This window comes from Apilactobacillus kunkeei (genome assembly GCF_001308195.1).
GTDB lineage: Bacteria > Bacillota > Bacilli > Lactobacillales > Lactobacillaceae > Apilactobacillus > Apilactobacillus kunkeei_C.
In genome coordinates this window covers 242,996-259,963 of record NZ_JXDF01000017.1, presented here as the reverse complement: position 1 = coordinate 259,963, position 16,968 = coordinate 242,996, and the positions used below count along the sequence as shown (strand labels likewise).

Genomic DNA, 16,968 nt, shown 5'->3' with positions numbered 1-16,968 from the left:
GAGATTCAGATTTTTATCTGGATCTTTTTTTGTACATAAAAATAAGCGAAAGACCTATAATTATTTACTTTTTACTTGTGTTACGTTAAAATATAGAGGTGCGCAATTAGAAGAAAATTGTAAAAATTATATTTTCATGTCGGAGGGAAAATAATGTCAGCTAAATGGGAAAAAAAAGGCACTAATGACGGTGAACTAACATTCGAAATTAGTGTTGACAAAGTAAAAGAAGGTTTAGATCAAGCCTTCAACAAGAACAAGAAAAACATCACTGTTCCTGGTTTCCGTAAGGGAAAAGTTTCACGCCAAGTATTTAACGAAATGTACGGTGAAGAAGCTCTATACCAAGACGCTTTAAACATTCTTTTACCAGAAGCATACAGTGAAGCTATCAAGGAAACTGGCATTGAACCAGTTGCTCAACCAGAAGTTAACATTGATAGTCTAGAAAAGGATCAACCATGGGTTCTAAAAGCTAACGTTACTGTTAAGCCTGATGTAGAACTAGGTGATTACAAAGGAATCGTTGTTGAAAAACCAAACACTCGTGTTTACCAAAAAGATGTAGACGCTAAGATTGAAGACATGCGTAAGAACCAAGCAGAACTTGTTCTAAAAGAAGACAAGGCTGCTGAAAACGGTGACACTGTTGTTATCGATTTTGATGGTTACGTTGACGGCAAACAATTTGATGGTGGCCAAGCAACTAACTACTCACTAGAATTAGGTTCAAAATCATTTATCCCAGGATTTGAAGACCAACTAGTTGGCCACAAAGCTGGTGAAGATGTTGATGTTAAGGTAACTTTCCCAGAAGATTACCAAGCTAAAGAATTAGCATCAAAAGAAGCTACTTTCAAGACTAAGATTCACGAAGTTAAAGAAAAGCAAATGCCTGAACTAGATGACGAATTTGCTAAGGACGTTGACGAAGATGTTGACAGTCTAGAAGAACTAAAGGCTAAGATTAAGGACCAACTAAAGGACCAAAAGAAGGCCGAAGGTGAAACTCAAGTTGAAGACGAAGCTATTAAGGGTGCTGTAGCAAACGCTACTGTTAAAGAAATTCCTCAAGCAATGATTGACGAAGACGTTCAACGTCAAATGGATCAATACCTTGCAAGCATGCAACAACAAGGTATCAATGCTGAAATGTACTTCCAACTAACTGGTACTAAGCCAGAAGACTTGAAGAAACAATTTGCTCAAGGTGCTGACGAACGTGTTAAGACTAACCTTGTATTAGAAGCAATTGTTAAGGATGCTAACATCGTTCCTTCACAAGAAGAAATCGATCAACAAGTTAAGGACTTAGCTGCTCAATACGGTATGAAAGAAGAAGCCGTACGTGGTGCTTTAACTGAAGACATGTTGAAACATGATATTTCAATCCAAAACGCTGTTAAGTTAATCACTGACAACGCAAAACAAGAACCAAAGTCAAAAATTAACAAATAATTTCGACTTTTGTTAATATTAAAGGTCCAGTTAACAATTCGTTAATTGGACCTTTTTTAAACTAAAGCATTATGATGTTATCAACATTAATAATGTGGTATTATTTAAAATAATATCGGAATTATATAGGGGTGAAGTTTTTGTTTGAAGATAATGAAGGAAAAGGCCCCATTACTTGTTCTTTTTGTGGTAAATCACAAGATCAAGTAAAGAAAATCGTCGCGGGACCTGGCGTATACATTTGTAATGAATGTATCGATTTATGTAAAGATATCGTTGACGAAGAATTAGCACAAGAAAATGCAGATACAACAATCAAATCATTAAGCCCAAAGGAAATCGTTGATAAGTTAAACGATTACGTAATTGGTCAAGATGAAGCTAAGAAGACTTTAGCGGTTGCTGTATACAACCATTACAAGCGTGTTAATAACTTAGATGATGACGACGATACTGAACTACAAAAGAGTAATATTTCAATCATTGGACCTACTGGTTCAGGTAAAACATACCTTGCTCAATCACTAGCTCGTATTTTAAACGTTCCATTTGCAATTGCAGATGCTACAACCCTTACCGAAGCTGGTTATGTGGGTGAAGACGTTGAAAACATCTTATTAAAGCTACTTCAAAATGCTGACTTTGATGTTGAAAGAGCTGAAAAGGGAATTATCTACGTTGATGAAATTGATAAGATTGCTAAGAAATCTGAAAATGTTTCAATCACACGTGATGTTTCTGGTGAAGGTGTTCAACAAGCACTATTGAAGATCCTAGAAGGTACTGTTGCTAGTGTTCCACCTAATGGTGGTAGAAAGCATCCACAACAAGAAATGATTCAAATTGATACTAAGAACATTTTATTCATTGTTGGTGGTGCCTTTGACGGTATTCAAGACATCGTAAAACACCGTTTAGGAGATAAGACCATTGGATTTGGTACTGATTCCAGTGAAGCAGCTAAAGTTAACGATGATAACATCATGCAACACGTTATCCCAAGTGACTTGCTACAATTCGGTCTAATCCCTGAATTTATCGGTCGTTTACCAATTCTTACTGCCTTAAACAAGTTAAGCGAAGAAGACTTGGTTAGAATTTTAACGGAACCTAAGAACGCATTGGTTAAGCAATACGTTAAACTAATGTCAATCGATGGTGTCGAACTTGAATTCGAAGACGATGCGCTAAAGGAAATGGCTCACACAGCCATCGAAAGAAAGACCGGTGCTCGTGGATTGAGATCAATCATGGAAGATACCATGAGAGACATCATGTATGAAGTACCAAGCGATAAGGACGTTAAGAAAGTTATCGTTACCGCTGACTCTGTTTTGAAAAAATCAGAACCAAAGATTGTAAAAGAAGCTCAATAATAAAAAGCCTTACAGTGTTTAACACTGTAAGGCCTTTTGTTTTTTTTAATAATTAAAAGGTATTTTTGTGGTAAATGCATTTATGAAGGTGCCTTTTTTATGGTAAAATTGATATATAAAATTACAGAAACGAGTGAATTAAGATGGATGTACACAACGTCAATATCGATATCAGTGCGGTGGAACCCAAACAATACCCAAGTAATGGATATCCAGAAATTGCATTGGTTGGTCGCTCCAATGTGGGAAAATCTTCTTTAACCAATGTGTTAATTAACCGTAACGGTTATGCTAGAACCTCTAACAAACCAGGAAAGACTCAAACATTGAACTTCTACAACTTAGATGAAAAATTATTCTTTGTTGATATTCCTGGTTATGGTTATGCGAAAATTTCAAAGGCACAACGTGCTAAATGGGGAGAAATGATTGAAACATATCTAACCACTAGAAGACAACTAAAAGGGGTTGTTTTATTAATTGACGGTAGACGTGCACCAAGTCAAGATGACTTGCAAATGTACGAGTTTCTAAAATACTATGATATTCCAACTTTAGTCTTGGCTACTAAGATGGATAAGACTCCTAAGAGCAAGTGGAATAAAGAAGTAAGTATTTTAAACAAGACTGTTGACTTAAACGACGGTGATGAAATACAATTATTCTCTGCTTTAAGTAAGTACGGAAAAGAAGAAGTTTGGAAATGGATCGAAAGTAAAACGGGGGTAAAATAAGTGGAATTTAACGATTACCAAAAAGCTGCAAACAAAACATTACACGGAAATGAACAAGTCTTAACTAACTGTGCACTAGGTTTAGCTAGTGAAACCGGTCAAGTTGTTGACCTAGTTAAGAAGTACACTTTCCATGGCGATTCACTAGATCGTGAAAAGCTTGTTAAGGAAATGGGTGACGTACTTTGGTACCTATCTCAAGTTGCAGAATGGAACAATATTGATTTTGAAGAAATTGCTGAATTCAATATTAACCGCCTAAATAAACAATAAAAAATAGGCATCACAATTTAATTGTGATGCCTAAATTATATTATTTTTCTTTCTTTTTATCGGTTGATTTTTTATCTTTACGTTTTAAAAATTTATCGCGATCTTCGTTCTTAGTGTCCAGTTTGGCAAACTTATCGAACATAGCATTTAAGTCGTTGTTACGTTGAATATTTAAACCCATAATTATGCATCTCCTTATTTATGGTATATGATAGCAAATTAAATCGAATTTGTCATATTGAAGTGTTTTTTCAAACGAGGTGATAAAATGGCAACTTCACACATTGAGCATAAACTTAGATTATTACCAGATTTACCTGGATGTTATTTGATGAAGAATAAACTAGGTAAAATCATTTACGTTGGTAAAGCAAAGAATCTAAAAAATCGTGTTAGATCATACTTTAAGAGTAGCCATGAGGGAAAGACAGCCAAGTTGGTTTCACAAATTAGGGACTTTGAAACCATTATTACGACTAATGACAAAGAAGCATTCCTACTAGAAATCACATTGATTCAAAAGCATCGACCTTACTATAATATTCAGTTAAAACAAGGTAATGGTGGATACCCATACATCAAGATTACAAACGAACGTGATCCACAACTAAAGATTGTTAACACCATTAAAAAAGACGGTGGATACTACTTTGGACCATATCCAAATGTATATGCTGCTGATGAAACTTTGCACTTCTTACAAAAGGTTTATCCATTGAGAAGATGTAATGGTTATCAACACAGACCTTGTCTTTACTATCACATGGGACAATGTTTGGGAGCATGTTTTAAAAAGGTTCCTAAGTCTGAATACCAAAACCAAATTCGCCACATTAAGTCGTTTTTAAATGGTGATGTGGGAATTGCCAAGAAGATGTTGACCGAAAAGATGAAGATTGCGGCGGACTCATTACAATATGAACGCGCTGCTGAAATTAGGGACCAATTGAAGTACATCGAAATCACTGTGGAAAAGCAAAAGATTATTTCAAATGACACCACACCTCGCGACATTTTCAATTACTACGTGAACCATGGATGGATTTCAATTCAAATCTTCTTTATCAGACAAGCTCGTTTGTTGAAACGAGTTAAGCGTAGTTTCCCAATTGTGGATGACCCAGTTGAAACAATGGAAGACTTTATCGGTCAGTTCTATTCTGAAGAAAATCATCAAACACCAAAGGAAGTTTTAATTCCAGAAACATTGGATGCTGATTTGATTTCAGAAGCAATTGGGACACCGGTGAGGGTTCCACAAAGGGGACAAAAGAAGGACTTAATCGATATGGCACAAAAGAATGCCAAGCTAGTCTTGGATGAAAAGTTCCGTTTGATGGAACTAGATAACATCAAGACTAAGGGAGCTGCTGATGAATTAGCGGTGGCCTTGAACATTGCTTCAGCCAAAACGATTGAAGCCTTTGACCACTCACATATTCAAGGGGCTGACATTGTTTCAGCCATGATTCAGTTTGTGGATGGGAAACCAAATAAGAACGCTTATCGTAAATACAAACTCCAAAACGAAGATCATGCTGATGAAGCAGCAAGTACCAGAGAAGTTATTAGAAGAAGATATACAAGACTTTTGAAGGAACATGCTGATTTACCGGACCTAATTCTAATGGATGGTGGAGAAATCCAATTGAATGCCGTTAAAGATGTCTTGGAAAATGAGTTAGGCTTGGAAATTCCGGTTGCCGGAATGGTCAAAAACGATAAGCATAAGACTGCTGACTTATTGTTTGGACAATTGGATGAACATATTTCGTTGAATCCAAAGAGTCAGGCATTCTATCTTGTTCAAAGAATTCAAGACGAAGTTCATAGATTTGCGATTAACTTCCATCGCCAAGTTCACACTAAGCATTCACTTAGCTCAGAACTTGATACAATCGAGGGAGTTGGACCAAAGACTAGAAGTAAGTTATTGAACAAGTTTAAGACAATGAAGAAAATCGCCAACGCACCAATTAATGAAATTGAGGCGTTAGGGATTAATACCAAAACAGCAAAGAATATCAAATACTCATTAAATAATATTGAAAAATGATGTGGACTGTTTACGGTCTTTAAAAATAAAGTTATACTATGTATAAAATAAAAAGTAGAGCGGAGATAACATGTTTGTTGATCAAGTAAAAATTAATGTAAAGTCAGGAAAAGGTGGTAACGGAATCGTTGCCTTTAGAAGAGAAAAATACGTTCCAAACGGTGGACCTGCTGGTGGTGATGGTGGCCGCGGAGGAAGCGTTATTTTTGCTGTGGACACAGGGATGAACACCTTGATGGACTTCAGATATAAGCGTAAGTTTGCCGCTAAAAACGGGGCAGACGGTGGAAATAAACGAATGACTGGTAAGAGTGCCGATGATTTATATATTTATCTTCCAGAAGGAACATCAGTATATAACGATGATACCAACCAATTGTTATTTGATTTAGTAAATCCGGATGATGAATATGTTGCATTGAAAGGTGGACGTGGTGGACGTGGAAACACCCACTTCGCATCTGCCAAGAACTCAGCGCCAGAAATTGCCGAAAACGGTGAACCTGGTGAAGAATTAAACATTCGTTTAGAACTTAAAGTATTAGCTGATGTTGGATTAGTTGGATTCCCATCAGTTGGTAAATCAACACTACTATCTACAATCACTAGTTCAAAACCTAAGGTTGCTGAATACCACTTTACAACATTGGTACCTAACCTAGGGATGGTTAGACTAGATGACGGTAGAGACTTCGTAATTGCAGATTTACCTGGATTAATTGAAGGAGCATCATCTGGAATTGGTTTAGGTTTCCAATTCCTACGTCACGTTGAAAGAACACGTGTCATCTTGCACTTAGTTGATATGAGTGGTCAAGAAGGAAGAGATCCTTATGTTGACTACAAGAAGATTAACGACGAATTAGCTAAGTACGATGAAAATCTGCTAAAACGACCACAAATCGTGGTAGCAACCAAGATGGATATGCCTGATGCTGCTGAAAATCTAGAAACATTTAAAGAACAAATCAAAGATGACGAATTAGCTCACGAAGTGTTGGCTATTTCTTCAATCACCCATGAAGGTCTAAAAGAATTAATCTCTAAGACTTCAGACCTATTGGAAACTACTCCTAAGTTCCCAATCACTGACGTTGAAGACGTTGATGAAGAAGTTGAATACAATGCTGACGACGAAGAAGCACCATTCAACATTAGACGTGATGAAGACGGTGTCTGGGTTCTATATGGTAAGAAGATTGAACGTCTATTCCAAATGACAGATACAACTCACGACCAAAGTATGCTACGTTTCGCAAGACAGCTTAAGGGAATGGGTGTAGATGACGCACTAAGAGAACATGGCGCAAAAGACGGCGACATGGTCTCAATTCTAGACTTCACATTCTCATTTGTGGACTAATAAAAGTAGATGGGACTAATCCCATCTTTTTTTATGTGCTACAATTTATATATCGAATATTACGAATAGAAAAGGAAAAATGAAATTATGCAATTAGAATTTTTAGGAACTGGATCAGGGGTTCCAGGTAAATTTAGAAATGTGGCTGCAACAGCATTAAAATTATTGGATGAATGCAACTCAGTATGGTTGTTTGATTGTGGTGAAGGTACTCAACAACAAATCTTGAGATCTAACTTAAAGCCTCGTAAAATCAATAAAATTTTCATTACCCACTTACATGGTGATCATATTTTTGGTTTACCAGGTCTATTAAGTTCACGTTCATTCCAAGGTGGCGACACTCCATTAACAATTTATGGACCAAAGGGAATTGCCGACTTTGTTCGTGTTAGTTTATCAGTATCTCAAACTAAACTTGCTTACAAGATTAATTTTGAAGAATTATCACAACCAGGTGTTGTTTTTGAAGATGATAAATTTAAGGTAACCATGGGTGAATTAGATCATCAAATTACTTGTTATGGTTTTAGAATCGAAGAAAAGGACCACCAAGGTGAACTACTTGTCGATAAGCTAAAGGAAGCAAACATTCCATCTGGTCCGGTCTACGGAAAGATTAAGAATGGTGAAACCGTTACTTTAGATGACGGTAGAGAAATTAATGGCCAAGACTTCATTGGACCAGCTCAAAAGGGTAGAACAGTTACTATCATTGGTGATACTAGAAGCAACCCAACCAGCTACAACTTGGCACAAAATGCCGATGTATTGGTTCATGAAAGTACATTTGGTAAGGGCGAAAGCAGATTAGCCCACAACTACTACCATTCAACCAACATGCAAGCTGCTAAGTTAGCAACTAAGGCTAATGTTGGCCGCCTATTACTTACTCACGTTTCAGCTAGATACACTGGTAAGATGGCTTACGAATTACAAAATCAAGCCAAGACTGTCTTTAATAACACCAAGGTTGTTAAGGACTTTGATATAGTTGATATACCGTTTGAAAAAAATAATTAAAACAAAAGGATTGATTAGATGATCTCCGCTAATTTTGATTGGAAACATACGAATACGAAACTCTCAAACGATGCTACGACAATTGGAAAATCATTATCGATTAGCCCCAGAATTGTCGAATCATTGATTGAGAAGGGATACGACAGTGAAGACAAGATAAATGGTTTCTTAAACCCTCAGTTGAGTGATCTAAGAGATCCTTTTTTGTTGCACGATATGGAAAAGGCATGCAAACGAATTTTTAGTGCCATCGAAAACGATGAAAAAATCACCGTTTATGGTGATTACGATGCTGATGGAATCACCAGTACATCGGTGATGTATGAAACGCTAGAAAATTTGGGTGCCAACGTTGAATACTTTGTTCCTAATCGTTTCACTGACGGTTATGGTCCAAATCCTGAAGTATACAAGCGTTTAATTAATGACGGGACCAAGTTAATGGTGACAGTTGATAATGGTGTTTCCGGTAAAGAATCTGTCGATGTCGCAAACGAAATGGGATGTGATGTCATCATTACCGATCACCATCAAATGCCAGATGAATTACCTGATGCTTATGCGATTGTGCATGCTAGATATCCTGGCCACGAATACCCATTTGGTGAATTCTCAGGTGTAGGAATCGCTTTTAAAGTAGCAACTGCGCTATTGGGTGAACTACCAGAAGAATTCTTGGATTTAGCCGCAATTGGAACCGTTGCCGATTTGGTTTCCTTAACTGATGAAAACAGGGTGATTGTAAAGTACGGTCTACAAATGATTGCTAACACTGAACGCCCAGGTTTATACAGCTTAGCTAAGCTAGCCGGGATTAAAGAAGTTGTCAACGAACAAAGCATTGGTTTTGGATTAGCACCACGTTTGAACGCATTGGGTCGAATGGGTAGTGCCAGTTCCGGAGTTGAACTATTAACAACCTTTGATGATATCAAGGCCGAAGAATTAGCCAAGGACACTGAAGACCAAAATAAAAAGCGTCGTAAGTTTGTCGAAGACATCAGTACCGAAGCAATCATTCAAGCGCAAACTCAACCAGAAAGTGCAGTGTTGGTCGTATACGGTCAAAACTGGCACGAAGGCGTTGTTGGAATTGTTGCCAGTCGTTTGGTAGAACAATTCCATAAACCAAGCATCGTCATGAACTTGGATACTAATACCAGAATCCTAAAGGGGTCAGGTAGAAGTGTCGAAGGATTTAATTTATTCGATGCAATTAATGGCATGAGAGATCAAATGGTTTCATTTGGTGGCCACGAAATGGCTGTTGGACTAAGCATCAAAGAAGATGACGTCACAGCCTTAACTGAGCATTTAGATAAATACGCTAAAGAACATGAATTATCAGACCAAGTCAAAGCACCGTTAAATATTTTTGCTGATTTAAGTTGCAGTGATGTAAACGAAGATTTGTTTAACCAAGTTCAATTATTGGCACCATTTGGTACTGATAATGAATTCCCAGTATTCGAATTTACACCACAAAACGTTACTAACGTTCAAACAATGGGTAAGGATAATAGTCATCTAAAATTCCAAATGGTTGATCATGGTAGTAAGGTCAATGTACTAGCATTTAAGAATGGTGCACTTGCTGATGACCTATTGGCCAATAGTGATGCAATGAAGGTTGCTGGTCACTTGGAAAAGAATACTTGGAAGGGACGCACAACTATTCAAATCATGTTGGATGATATGTACAGCAGTGGTGTTGAAATTGTTGATAAAAGAACACAAGTTGTTGCAAAAGAAATGTTTGAACCAGCTGCTGCATACTTGTTCTTTAACGAAAAACTATACAACAAGTTGCGTCCATTTGTAGGCTCTGACTCCACTGTTGGCCTCTATCCTGATTTGTCTTCATTTGATAAATTTGATAATATAATAATTGTTGATTGTCCTAGTGATATTTCACATTTGCAAGATGCTTTAAGTGAAATTAGTTTTAATAGCGTGACATTTTACCTTTTCAAAAATCATTATATTTTTAAAAAGGGGATGCCAAACCGTGCTCAATATGCTAAACTATTTAAGTTCATTAAGACGCATAACAACATTCAGATACATGATAAAGTAGATGAAATTAGTCGCTATTTAGGCATTGACCGTGATATATTTATCTTCATGGTAGATGTATTTAATGAATTAAATTTCGTTTATATTAATGATGGAATTATGAATTATAATCCTGATCTGGTTAACAGTGATTTATCAAACAGTCACGCATACCAGAATAGAGAGAAACAAATCGAAGCTGAAAAACAACTTTTGACAATTAGTAAAGAGAAGTTTAAACAAGCTATTCGCATTTGTTTGGGTTAATGAAAGGAAGTTATTGGCTAATGGCACTTGATTTGCATGACTACATTGCAAGTTACGAAGATTTTCCAGAACCAGGTGTTTTATTTAGAGATATCTCACCATTAATGGAAGATGGACAAGCATATCACCAAGCTACCGATGAGATAGTAAAATATGCTAAAGAAAAGAAAGTCGACTTAATCGTTGGCCCCGAAGCGCGTGGCTTCATTGTTGGTTGTCCAGTCGCTTATGATTTAGGCATTGGATTCGTACCAGCTAGAAAGAAAGGTAAATTACCAGGTAAGACAGTTAGTGCTTCTTACGGATTAGAATACGGGAAGTCATCACTTTACCTACATTCTGATGCTGTAAAGCCTGGCCAAAGAGTTCTTATTACTGATGATTTACTTGCAACTGGTGGAACAATTGAAGCAACAATCAAGCTTGTTGAACAACTAGGCGGAATTGTTGTTGGAGCTGCTTTCATTGTTGAAATTGAAGCATTAAAGGGTAGAGAAAAGATTAAGGATTACGATATTCTTAGTTTACTAAAATACTAAATTTATTGGATGCTTAGTGCATCCTTTTTTATGGAGAGTTGGCAGAGCGGTAATGCATCGGACTCGAAATCCGACGACCCGGTAACACCGGCGGGCAGGTTCGACTCCTGTACTCTCCTTTAACCACAATGTCATACCGTTCAATTACTGTTAATGAGCGTTAACGTGACGGTGTTTATAAGCATTTGTGGTGTACATATCAGTCATTTATAGTTAGTTATTATTAACTATAAACTACGTCAAAACTACGTCATTTTTATGCAGTTAGAAATTTAAGTAACTACTTAATTTTTTAACTGCATTTTTATTTTCTTTTTAATACGCCTCCTATACATGTACTCTCCTTTTGATACATTCATGATCATAAATGTAAAATAAAAAGCACCTCACTATACAGATAGTAGGGTGCTTTTTGTTTAGTCATTTTAATTTAAGCCAAATATTTTTTGTCAATTATCATTAAAATAAGGATAAGTAAAATACATACAAGAAATTGAATTGTAGATTCATGTAGTATGTAAAGAATCATGGCCAATATAAATAGTGTTGCAGAAATGATTATTTCTTTCTTTAAATCGATTTTATTTATGTAGAAAGATATGATTTGAATTAATGCTAACAATACAAATATAATTTGAATGAAAATTAGAAAATCTATTTTCAAACTATTTGAGTAAGTTGAAGCTGATTCCCAGTTGAAACCAATCCCTAACACTGTAGCTAACATTAAAGAAAATTCCAACAAAGTGTATACTGATTTAGTAAAAATTGATGATGCTTTTTTCATAAATAAACAAATACTCCAATCTAATGTTACTATTAAACCTATATAATGATACCATATTCGACCATATCATTATAGATGACAATAAAACAAACATTTAAATTAGATTTAAGATTAAAGCACTATTATTAACATGTAACTATTTCATAATGATTACAAAATATGAAAATAGATAGATTTATGAAATTTTAATGCTATACTAAAAAATATAATAATCGCAAAGAAAAGAGTGGTGATTATGCCGAAAAAAAGATATTTAATCGTGGGAGCAGTTCTTGCCCTAATTTTGATTTTTGTTCAAATGGGTGCACTTTCTAAAAAGACCTTAGCAGCGACTAATAACAATACTAAACGAATCGGTTTGTCATTAGATTGTTCAAGAACATACTACGCGCCATCAACAATTAAGAAGTACATTGATTTACTTAAAAAAGATCATGGTACATATCTTCAACTTCACTTAAATGATAATGAGAGATATGGTGTGGAAAGTTCTACTTTAGGTCAAACCGTTAAAAACTCATATGAAAAAAATGGTGTTTACTACAACAAAAAGACCAAGAAAGCATTTTTAACTAAGGATCAATTATTGGACATCATTCAATATGGTTATATGAACGGAATTGAAGTTATCCCAGAAATTGACCTTCCAGGTCATGACCAATCAATCATCAAACTTCTTTCATACACATCTGCTGGGAAGAAGTTAGCTAAACAATTGGATAACAAAGATGGTTATAACGAAATGTACTACCACAAGAAGGCAACTCTAGATTTTTCTAAGAAACTTTTGAGTGAATACGTTGGATTATTACCAAAGGGATACCACATTATTGTTGGTGCCGATGAAATCACCATTAATAATCGAAGTGACCAAAATGCGGCCGTTAAATACATCAATGCAATTGATGATTACGTTAAGCAACATAATTTAAAACTGGAAATGTGGAATGATAGTTTCCATAAAGCTGTTTTAAATAAGTATCACAAGGATATTTTGATTAATTACTGGAGTTTAACTGGTGAGGTTAGTTCAAGTAAGGACCGTAAAGATAACATCAGAATGCGTGCCACTTTGCCTGAACTAAACAAGGCCGGCTTTAAGACAATCAACTACAATAATTACTATCTTTACATGATTACAGATCCTACTTCATTCACAAAAGAATCCAAGAAGATTTGGACTAGTGAATTTAAAAAATGGAAGATGAGCATGTGGAATGACCAATCAAAGAAGAATCTTGCTAAGAGCAAGAACAATATTGGAGCGGCATTCTCAATCTGGGGTGAATATCCTAACCAATACACAGGTGAACAAACCTATCAAAAAACTTACTACTATGCTGATGCATTCTTAAAGGCAAAGAAGCAATTTGAAAAATAAAAAGACGCACTTAACGGTGCGCCTTTTTGTTATTTCTTTTGTGAAGAATGTTGTTTCATAGTACAATTAGAATAATATTTATATGAAAGTGTGGATTATCATTATGAATGTTGGAATTGACAAGATGAGTTTTTACTCATCAGATATGTATTTAGATATGGTCGATCTAGCTAACGCTAGAAACGAAGACCCAAACAAGTATTTGATTGGAATTGGCCAAAAGAAACAAGCTGTAATTCCCAATACCCAAGATGTTGTCACAATGGCAGCAAATGCTTGTACCAAGATTATTGATGATGATAATCGTAAAAAAATTGATTTAATTATTTTTGGAACAGAAACAGGGGTAGATAACTCCAAATCTGCTGCTATTTACTTACAAAACATGTTAGGCTTAAGCCGTCGAGCTCGTGCTTTTGAAATCAAGCAAGCTTGTTATGGTGCTACCGCTGGTCTTCAAATGGCCAAAGAATATGTGCAAAACCATCCTGAAAGACAAGCCCTAGTAATTGGTGCCGATATTGCTAGATACGGTATTAAGACACCTGGTGAAGTTACTCAAGGTGGGGGTGCCGTTGCCATGGTAATTTCTGCCAATCCTTCAATTGCCGAATTCGATGGCCCAAGTACATTCTATTCTGATGATGTAATGGATTTCTGGAGACCATTGTACAGAACAGAAGCCGTTGTTGATGGTCACTATTCAAACGATGTTTACGTTGATTTCTTTAAGAAGACATGGGATGAATACAAGGAAATCACTGGTCAAACCATTGCTGATTTCAAAGCAATGACATTCCATTTACCTTATCCAAAGATGGGAATTAAGGCACTAAGATCAATCATTGATGAAGCCGATGAAGGACAACAAGCTAACTTGAAGAAAGAATTCGAACAAGGTCGTATCTACAACGAAAACGTTGGTAACCTATACACCGGTTCATTGTATTTGAACTTCCTATCATTAATTAATAACTCAGATGATTTACAATCTGGTGATCGTATTGCGTTATTCAGTTATGGCTCAGGTGCACAGGGTGAATTCTTCCCAATGAAACTAAAGGATAACTTCAGAAACGATGAATTAGCAAAATCATTAGATGATGCTTTGAAGTCAAGAAAACAAGTTTCTGTTGAAGAATACGAAGAAATCTTTACTAACTGGATTCCAATCGCTGATGGTGATATCAAGTTGGATACTAGTAATGATAAGGCGGAATTTTTCCTTGAAGGGGTAAAAGACCACCAAAGAATTTATGGAAGAAAGTAGGAGACTGACATGAAATTATATTTAGCAGGACCATTTTTTGATGATGAACAAATTGACCGTATTCAAAGAATTGAAAAGGCATTGGATAACAATCCTTCAGTTTCAGGATACTTTAGCCCAAGAAACTCAAATGTCAACGACGGGGCAGAAATTGGTAGTAGCCAATGGTCTAGAGATGTTTTCCAACTTGACGTGGATGAAATAAAAAAAGCTGATGCCGTTATCGCGATTATCGACTTTGTAGACGACAATGTTGACAGCGGTACAGCTTTCGAAATTGGGTATGCTTATGCAATTGATAAACCAGTTGTTTTATTCCATGAAAAAGATGCGATTGTTAACTTGATGTTATCAAACGGATCTAAGTCATATCTAACAAAGGTATCCGATGTTGAAAAGTTCGATTTCAAAGAAATGCCTGAATATCACTACGAAGGTGAAGTATTTTAAAAAATACTGTCACGGTATAATCCAACAACCTTACCAACGATTGATACTTGATCCAAGATGATTGGAGCCAAGTTATCGTTCTCAGGTTGTAGGCGATAGTGATCAGATTCCTTGAAGAATCGTTTGCAAGTGACTTCGTTTTCATCAGTCATTGCAATAACGATATCACCATTTTCAGCAGTTGATTGCTTTTTAACGATGACTTTATCACCGTTTAAAATACCGATGTTGATCATACTTTCACCTTGAATGACTAACATGAAAACATCATCTGAGTTTTCGTATTGGTCAGGCATTGAGAAGTATTCTGATGTATCTTCAACCGCTAGGATTGGTTCACCAGCAGCAACGGTACCTAAAACAGGAATTTCACCAGGGTGTGTGTTAACCCCAATTTTCTTAAGACCATCTTCGGTAATTTCAAGCGCTCTTGGTTTAGCGGGGTTTTTAACGATAAAGCCCTTCTTTTCAAGGCGACTTAAATGACCGTGGACGGTTGATGTGGATGAAAGATTAACGGCTTCACCTATTTCTCTTACTGTAGGAGGATAGCCTTGGCTATTGATTCTTTTCCAGATAAATTCTAAAATAGCTAATTGTTTAGAAGTCTTTTCTTCTTTTGAAAAAGTCACATAAATACCCCGTTTCTTGTAATATAATAGCTTTAATATAGCATAACGGGAAAATAAAAACAAATGTTCGTAAAGGAGATAATGAAATGTCAGAAGCAGAAGATCCAATTTTAAAGAAACTTATCCCACGTATTAATGAATTAGCCCACAAAGCTAAGGAAAGTGGATTGACTAAGGAAGAAGAAGCTGAAAGAGCTGACCTTAGAAAACAATACCTAAAACGCTTTAAAGAAAACATGAGAAGCCAAATTGAAATGGTTCAAGTTTTCAATAAAGAAGGTAAAGAAGTTACACCAGAAAAGGTTAAGGAAGTTCAACGTAAAAAAGGTTTACGTGACGATTAAAACTTTTTTTGAATTTAATAATTAAGTTGTGTAAAATTAATAATAGTAACTAACGGGAGGAGGAAGAATTATGTCAACATTCTTATGGATTATCCTAATTCTTTTAGCTTTAATCGTAGGTTTGATCGGTGGATTCTTCATGGCACGTAAGTACATGGAAAAATATCTTAAAGATAATCCCCCAATTAACAAGGATCAATTAAGAGCAATGATGCTACAAATGGGTCAAAAACCTTCAGCTAAGAAGTTAAATCAAATGATGAACAGTATGAAGGCTAACGCCAAATAAATAAAAAAAGACTTAATTCAAAGATTAAGTCTTTTTTTATTGCTTATTTTTCTGATGATGGGTCAACATACTTAAAGTCAGGATTAATTTCTTTATCTAACTTATCGAAAGCATCTTGCATTTGTTGTTCGACTGCTTTTTGACCTTCTTCATTTAGCTTGATTGATTTGTCCAAGTAGATAAGGTCACCAAAGTTGATGACAGCTTTCTTACGTGAGAACAAACTCTTAAAGGTAAGTGGACCTTGGTAAACAGCTGGAAGTAAAGGTGCTTTAGAAAGCTTGGCGATTAAAGTAGCGCCACCTTTTAGTGCTTGAGAATGTCTAGTTCCTGAAGGGAAAATGATTAGTGACTTGTCAGAGTTTTGAAGAATCTTAACAGGTTCCTTAATTACTGATGGGCCAGGATTTTCACGATCAACACTTAATACGTTTGCATGTCTTAATACGTATGCTAAAAGTGGGTTTTTGAATAGTTCCTTTTTAGCGATGAAAGCAAATTCTTTAGGACTTGCTGCTAGGGCAAAGTACAATGGGTCAAACCATGTACGGTGCGGTGCAACTAATATGTAATTGCCTTCCGGAATTCTTTGTTTGTTTTCAAACTTAGGCATTCCGTTAATTGGATATAAAATGATTCTACATAAGAACTTTAAAAAAGAATACATTAAA

General features: G+C 35.9%; 18 protein-coding genes and 1 tRNA gene. 15 read left to right on the top strand and 4 right to left on the bottom strand.

Annotated elements, in window-relative coordinates; genetic code table 11:
* Nucleotides 1-153 precede the first annotated feature (153 nt).
* The 4 genes from tig to RZ78_RS04400 all read left to right on the top strand — a co-directional run bounded on the left by tig (nt 154) and on the right by RZ78_RS04400 (nt 3,841).
* Complete coding sequence (gene tig, locus RZ78_RS04415) at nt 154-1,458, top strand: trigger factor (protein ID WP_034531735.1); 1,305 nt, start codon at nt 154-156, stop codon at nt 1,456-1,458.
* A gap of 140 nt (nt 1,459-1,598) precedes the next feature.
* On the top strand, nt 1,599-2,834 hold the full coding sequence (gene clpX / locus RZ78_RS04410) for an ATP-dependent Clp protease ATP-binding subunit ClpX (RefSeq protein ID WP_034531733.1): 1,236 nt from the start codon (nt 1,599-1,601) through the stop codon (nt 2,832-2,834).
* 143 nt (nt 2,835-2,977) lie between these two features.
* Complete coding sequence (yihA, locus tag RZ78_RS04405; RefSeq protein WP_034531730.1) at nt 2,978-3,568, top strand: ribosome biogenesis GTP-binding protein YihA/YsxC; 591 nt, start codon at nt 2,978-2,980, stop codon at nt 3,566-3,568.
* The gene (locus RZ78_RS04400) at nt 3,569-3,841 is read left to right on the top strand and encodes a nucleoside triphosphate pyrophosphohydrolase family protein (protein ID WP_034531728.1); all 273 of its coding nucleotides are present in this window, start codon (nt 3,569-3,571) and stop codon (nt 3,839-3,841) included. It abuts the gene before it with no gap.
* Nucleotides 3,842-3,881: 40 nt separating this feature from the next.
* Here RZ78_RS04400 and RZ78_RS07545 read toward each other — a convergent pair whose 3' ends face one another.
* Nucleotides 3,882-4,022 carry an SPJ_0845 family protein gene (locus RZ78_RS07545; protein ID WP_167540463.1) on the bottom strand — a complete coding sequence of 47 codons (141 nt, stop codon included), beginning with the start codon at nt 4,020-4,022 and terminating at the stop codon, nt 3,882-3,884.
* A gap of 87 nt (nt 4,023-4,109) precedes the next feature.
* Between RZ78_RS07545 and uvrC the strand changes: the two genes are divergently transcribed.
* From uvrC to RZ78_RS04370, 6 genes are all read left to right on the top strand, one after another.
* Nucleotides 4,110-5,897 (top strand): excinuclease ABC subunit UvrC, encoded by a 1,788-nt coding sequence (gene uvrC, locus RZ78_RS04395; RefSeq protein ID WP_054608241.1) that lies wholly within the window; start codon nt 4,110-4,112, stop codon nt 5,895-5,897.
* A gap of 70 nt (nt 5,898-5,967) precedes the next feature.
* Entirely contained in the window at nt 5,968-7,260 is a 1,293-nt protein-coding gene (gene obgE / locus RZ78_RS04390) for a GTPase ObgE (protein WP_041152372.1), read from the top strand.
* An 87-nt stretch (nt 7,261-7,347) separates the two neighbouring features.
* Entirely contained in the window at nt 7,348-8,283 is a 936-nt protein-coding gene (gene rnz / locus RZ78_RS04385) for a ribonuclease Z (RefSeq protein WP_054608240.1), read from the top strand.
* Between the two features lie 18 nt (nt 8,284-8,301).
* A complete protein-coding gene (recJ, locus tag RZ78_RS04380) occupies nt 8,302-10,605 on the top strand; it encodes a single-stranded-DNA-specific exonuclease RecJ (protein WP_054608239.1) in 2,304 nt (767 codons plus the stop codon).
* A gap of 20 nt (nt 10,606-10,625) precedes the next feature.
* A complete protein-coding gene (locus RZ78_RS04375; protein WP_034531719.1) occupies nt 10,626-11,144 on the top strand; it encodes an adenine phosphoribosyltransferase in 519 nt (172 codons plus the stop codon).
* Nucleotides 11,145-11,176: 32 nt separating this feature from the next.
* Nucleotides 11,177-11,263 (top strand) — tRNA-Ser (locus RZ78_RS04370).
* A gap of 311 nt (nt 11,264-11,574) precedes the next feature.
* Here RZ78_RS04370 and RZ78_RS04365 read toward each other — a convergent pair.
* Nucleotides 11,575-11,931 (bottom strand): hypothetical protein, encoded by a 357-nt coding sequence (locus RZ78_RS04365; RefSeq protein WP_054608238.1) that lies wholly within the window; start codon nt 11,929-11,931, stop codon nt 11,575-11,577.
* Between the two features lie 235 nt (nt 11,932-12,166).
* Between RZ78_RS04365 and RZ78_RS04360 the strand changes: the two genes are divergently transcribed.
* The 3 genes from RZ78_RS04360 (at nt 12,167) to RZ78_RS04350 (ending at nt 15,032) form a co-directional block, all read left to right on the top strand.
* Nucleotides 12,167-13,312, top strand: coding sequence for a family 20 glycosylhydrolase (locus RZ78_RS04360; protein ID WP_054608237.1), 1,146 nt, complete (start codon nt 12,167-12,169; stop codon nt 13,310-13,312).
* A 103-nt stretch (nt 13,313-13,415) separates the two neighbouring features.
* Entirely contained in the window at nt 13,416-14,582 is a 1,167-nt protein-coding gene (locus RZ78_RS04355; protein WP_054608236.1) for a hydroxymethylglutaryl-CoA synthase, read from the top strand.
* 9 nt (nt 14,583-14,591) lie between these two features.
* Entirely contained in the window at nt 14,592-15,032 is a 441-nt protein-coding gene (locus tag RZ78_RS04350) for a nucleoside 2-deoxyribosyltransferase (protein ID WP_054608235.1), read from the top strand.
* Here RZ78_RS04350 and lexA read toward each other — a convergent pair.
* Nucleotides 15,029-15,664 (bottom strand): transcriptional repressor LexA, encoded by a 636-nt coding sequence (gene lexA, locus RZ78_RS04345; RefSeq protein ID WP_034531710.1) that lies wholly within the window; start codon nt 15,662-15,664, stop codon nt 15,029-15,031. The two genes, RZ78_RS04350 and lexA, sit on opposite strands and share 4 nt — an antisense overlap.
* A gap of 86 nt (nt 15,665-15,750) precedes the next feature.
* On the opposite strand from lexA, the gene RZ78_RS04340 reads away from it, so the two are divergent.
* Both RZ78_RS04340 and RZ78_RS04335 read left to right on the top strand, forming a co-directional pair.
* Nucleotides 15,751-16,008, top strand: coding sequence for a DUF896 domain-containing protein (locus RZ78_RS04340; protein ID WP_034531709.1), 258 nt, complete (start codon nt 15,751-15,753; stop codon nt 16,006-16,008).
* Nucleotides 16,009-16,078: 70 nt separating this feature from the next.
* Nucleotides 16,079-16,297 (top strand): YneF family protein, encoded by a 219-nt coding sequence (locus RZ78_RS04335; protein ID WP_034531707.1) that lies wholly within the window; start codon nt 16,079-16,081, stop codon nt 16,295-16,297.
* 43 nt (nt 16,298-16,340) lie between these two features.
* Here RZ78_RS04335 and RZ78_RS04330 read toward each other — a convergent pair whose 3' ends face one another.
* Nucleotides 16,341-16,964 carry a lysophospholipid acyltransferase family protein gene (locus RZ78_RS04330; RefSeq protein WP_054608234.1) on the bottom strand — a complete coding sequence of 208 codons (624 nt, stop codon included), beginning with the start codon at nt 16,962-16,964 and terminating at the stop codon, nt 16,341-16,343.
* Between the last annotated feature and the right edge of the window lie 4 nt (nt 16,965-16,968).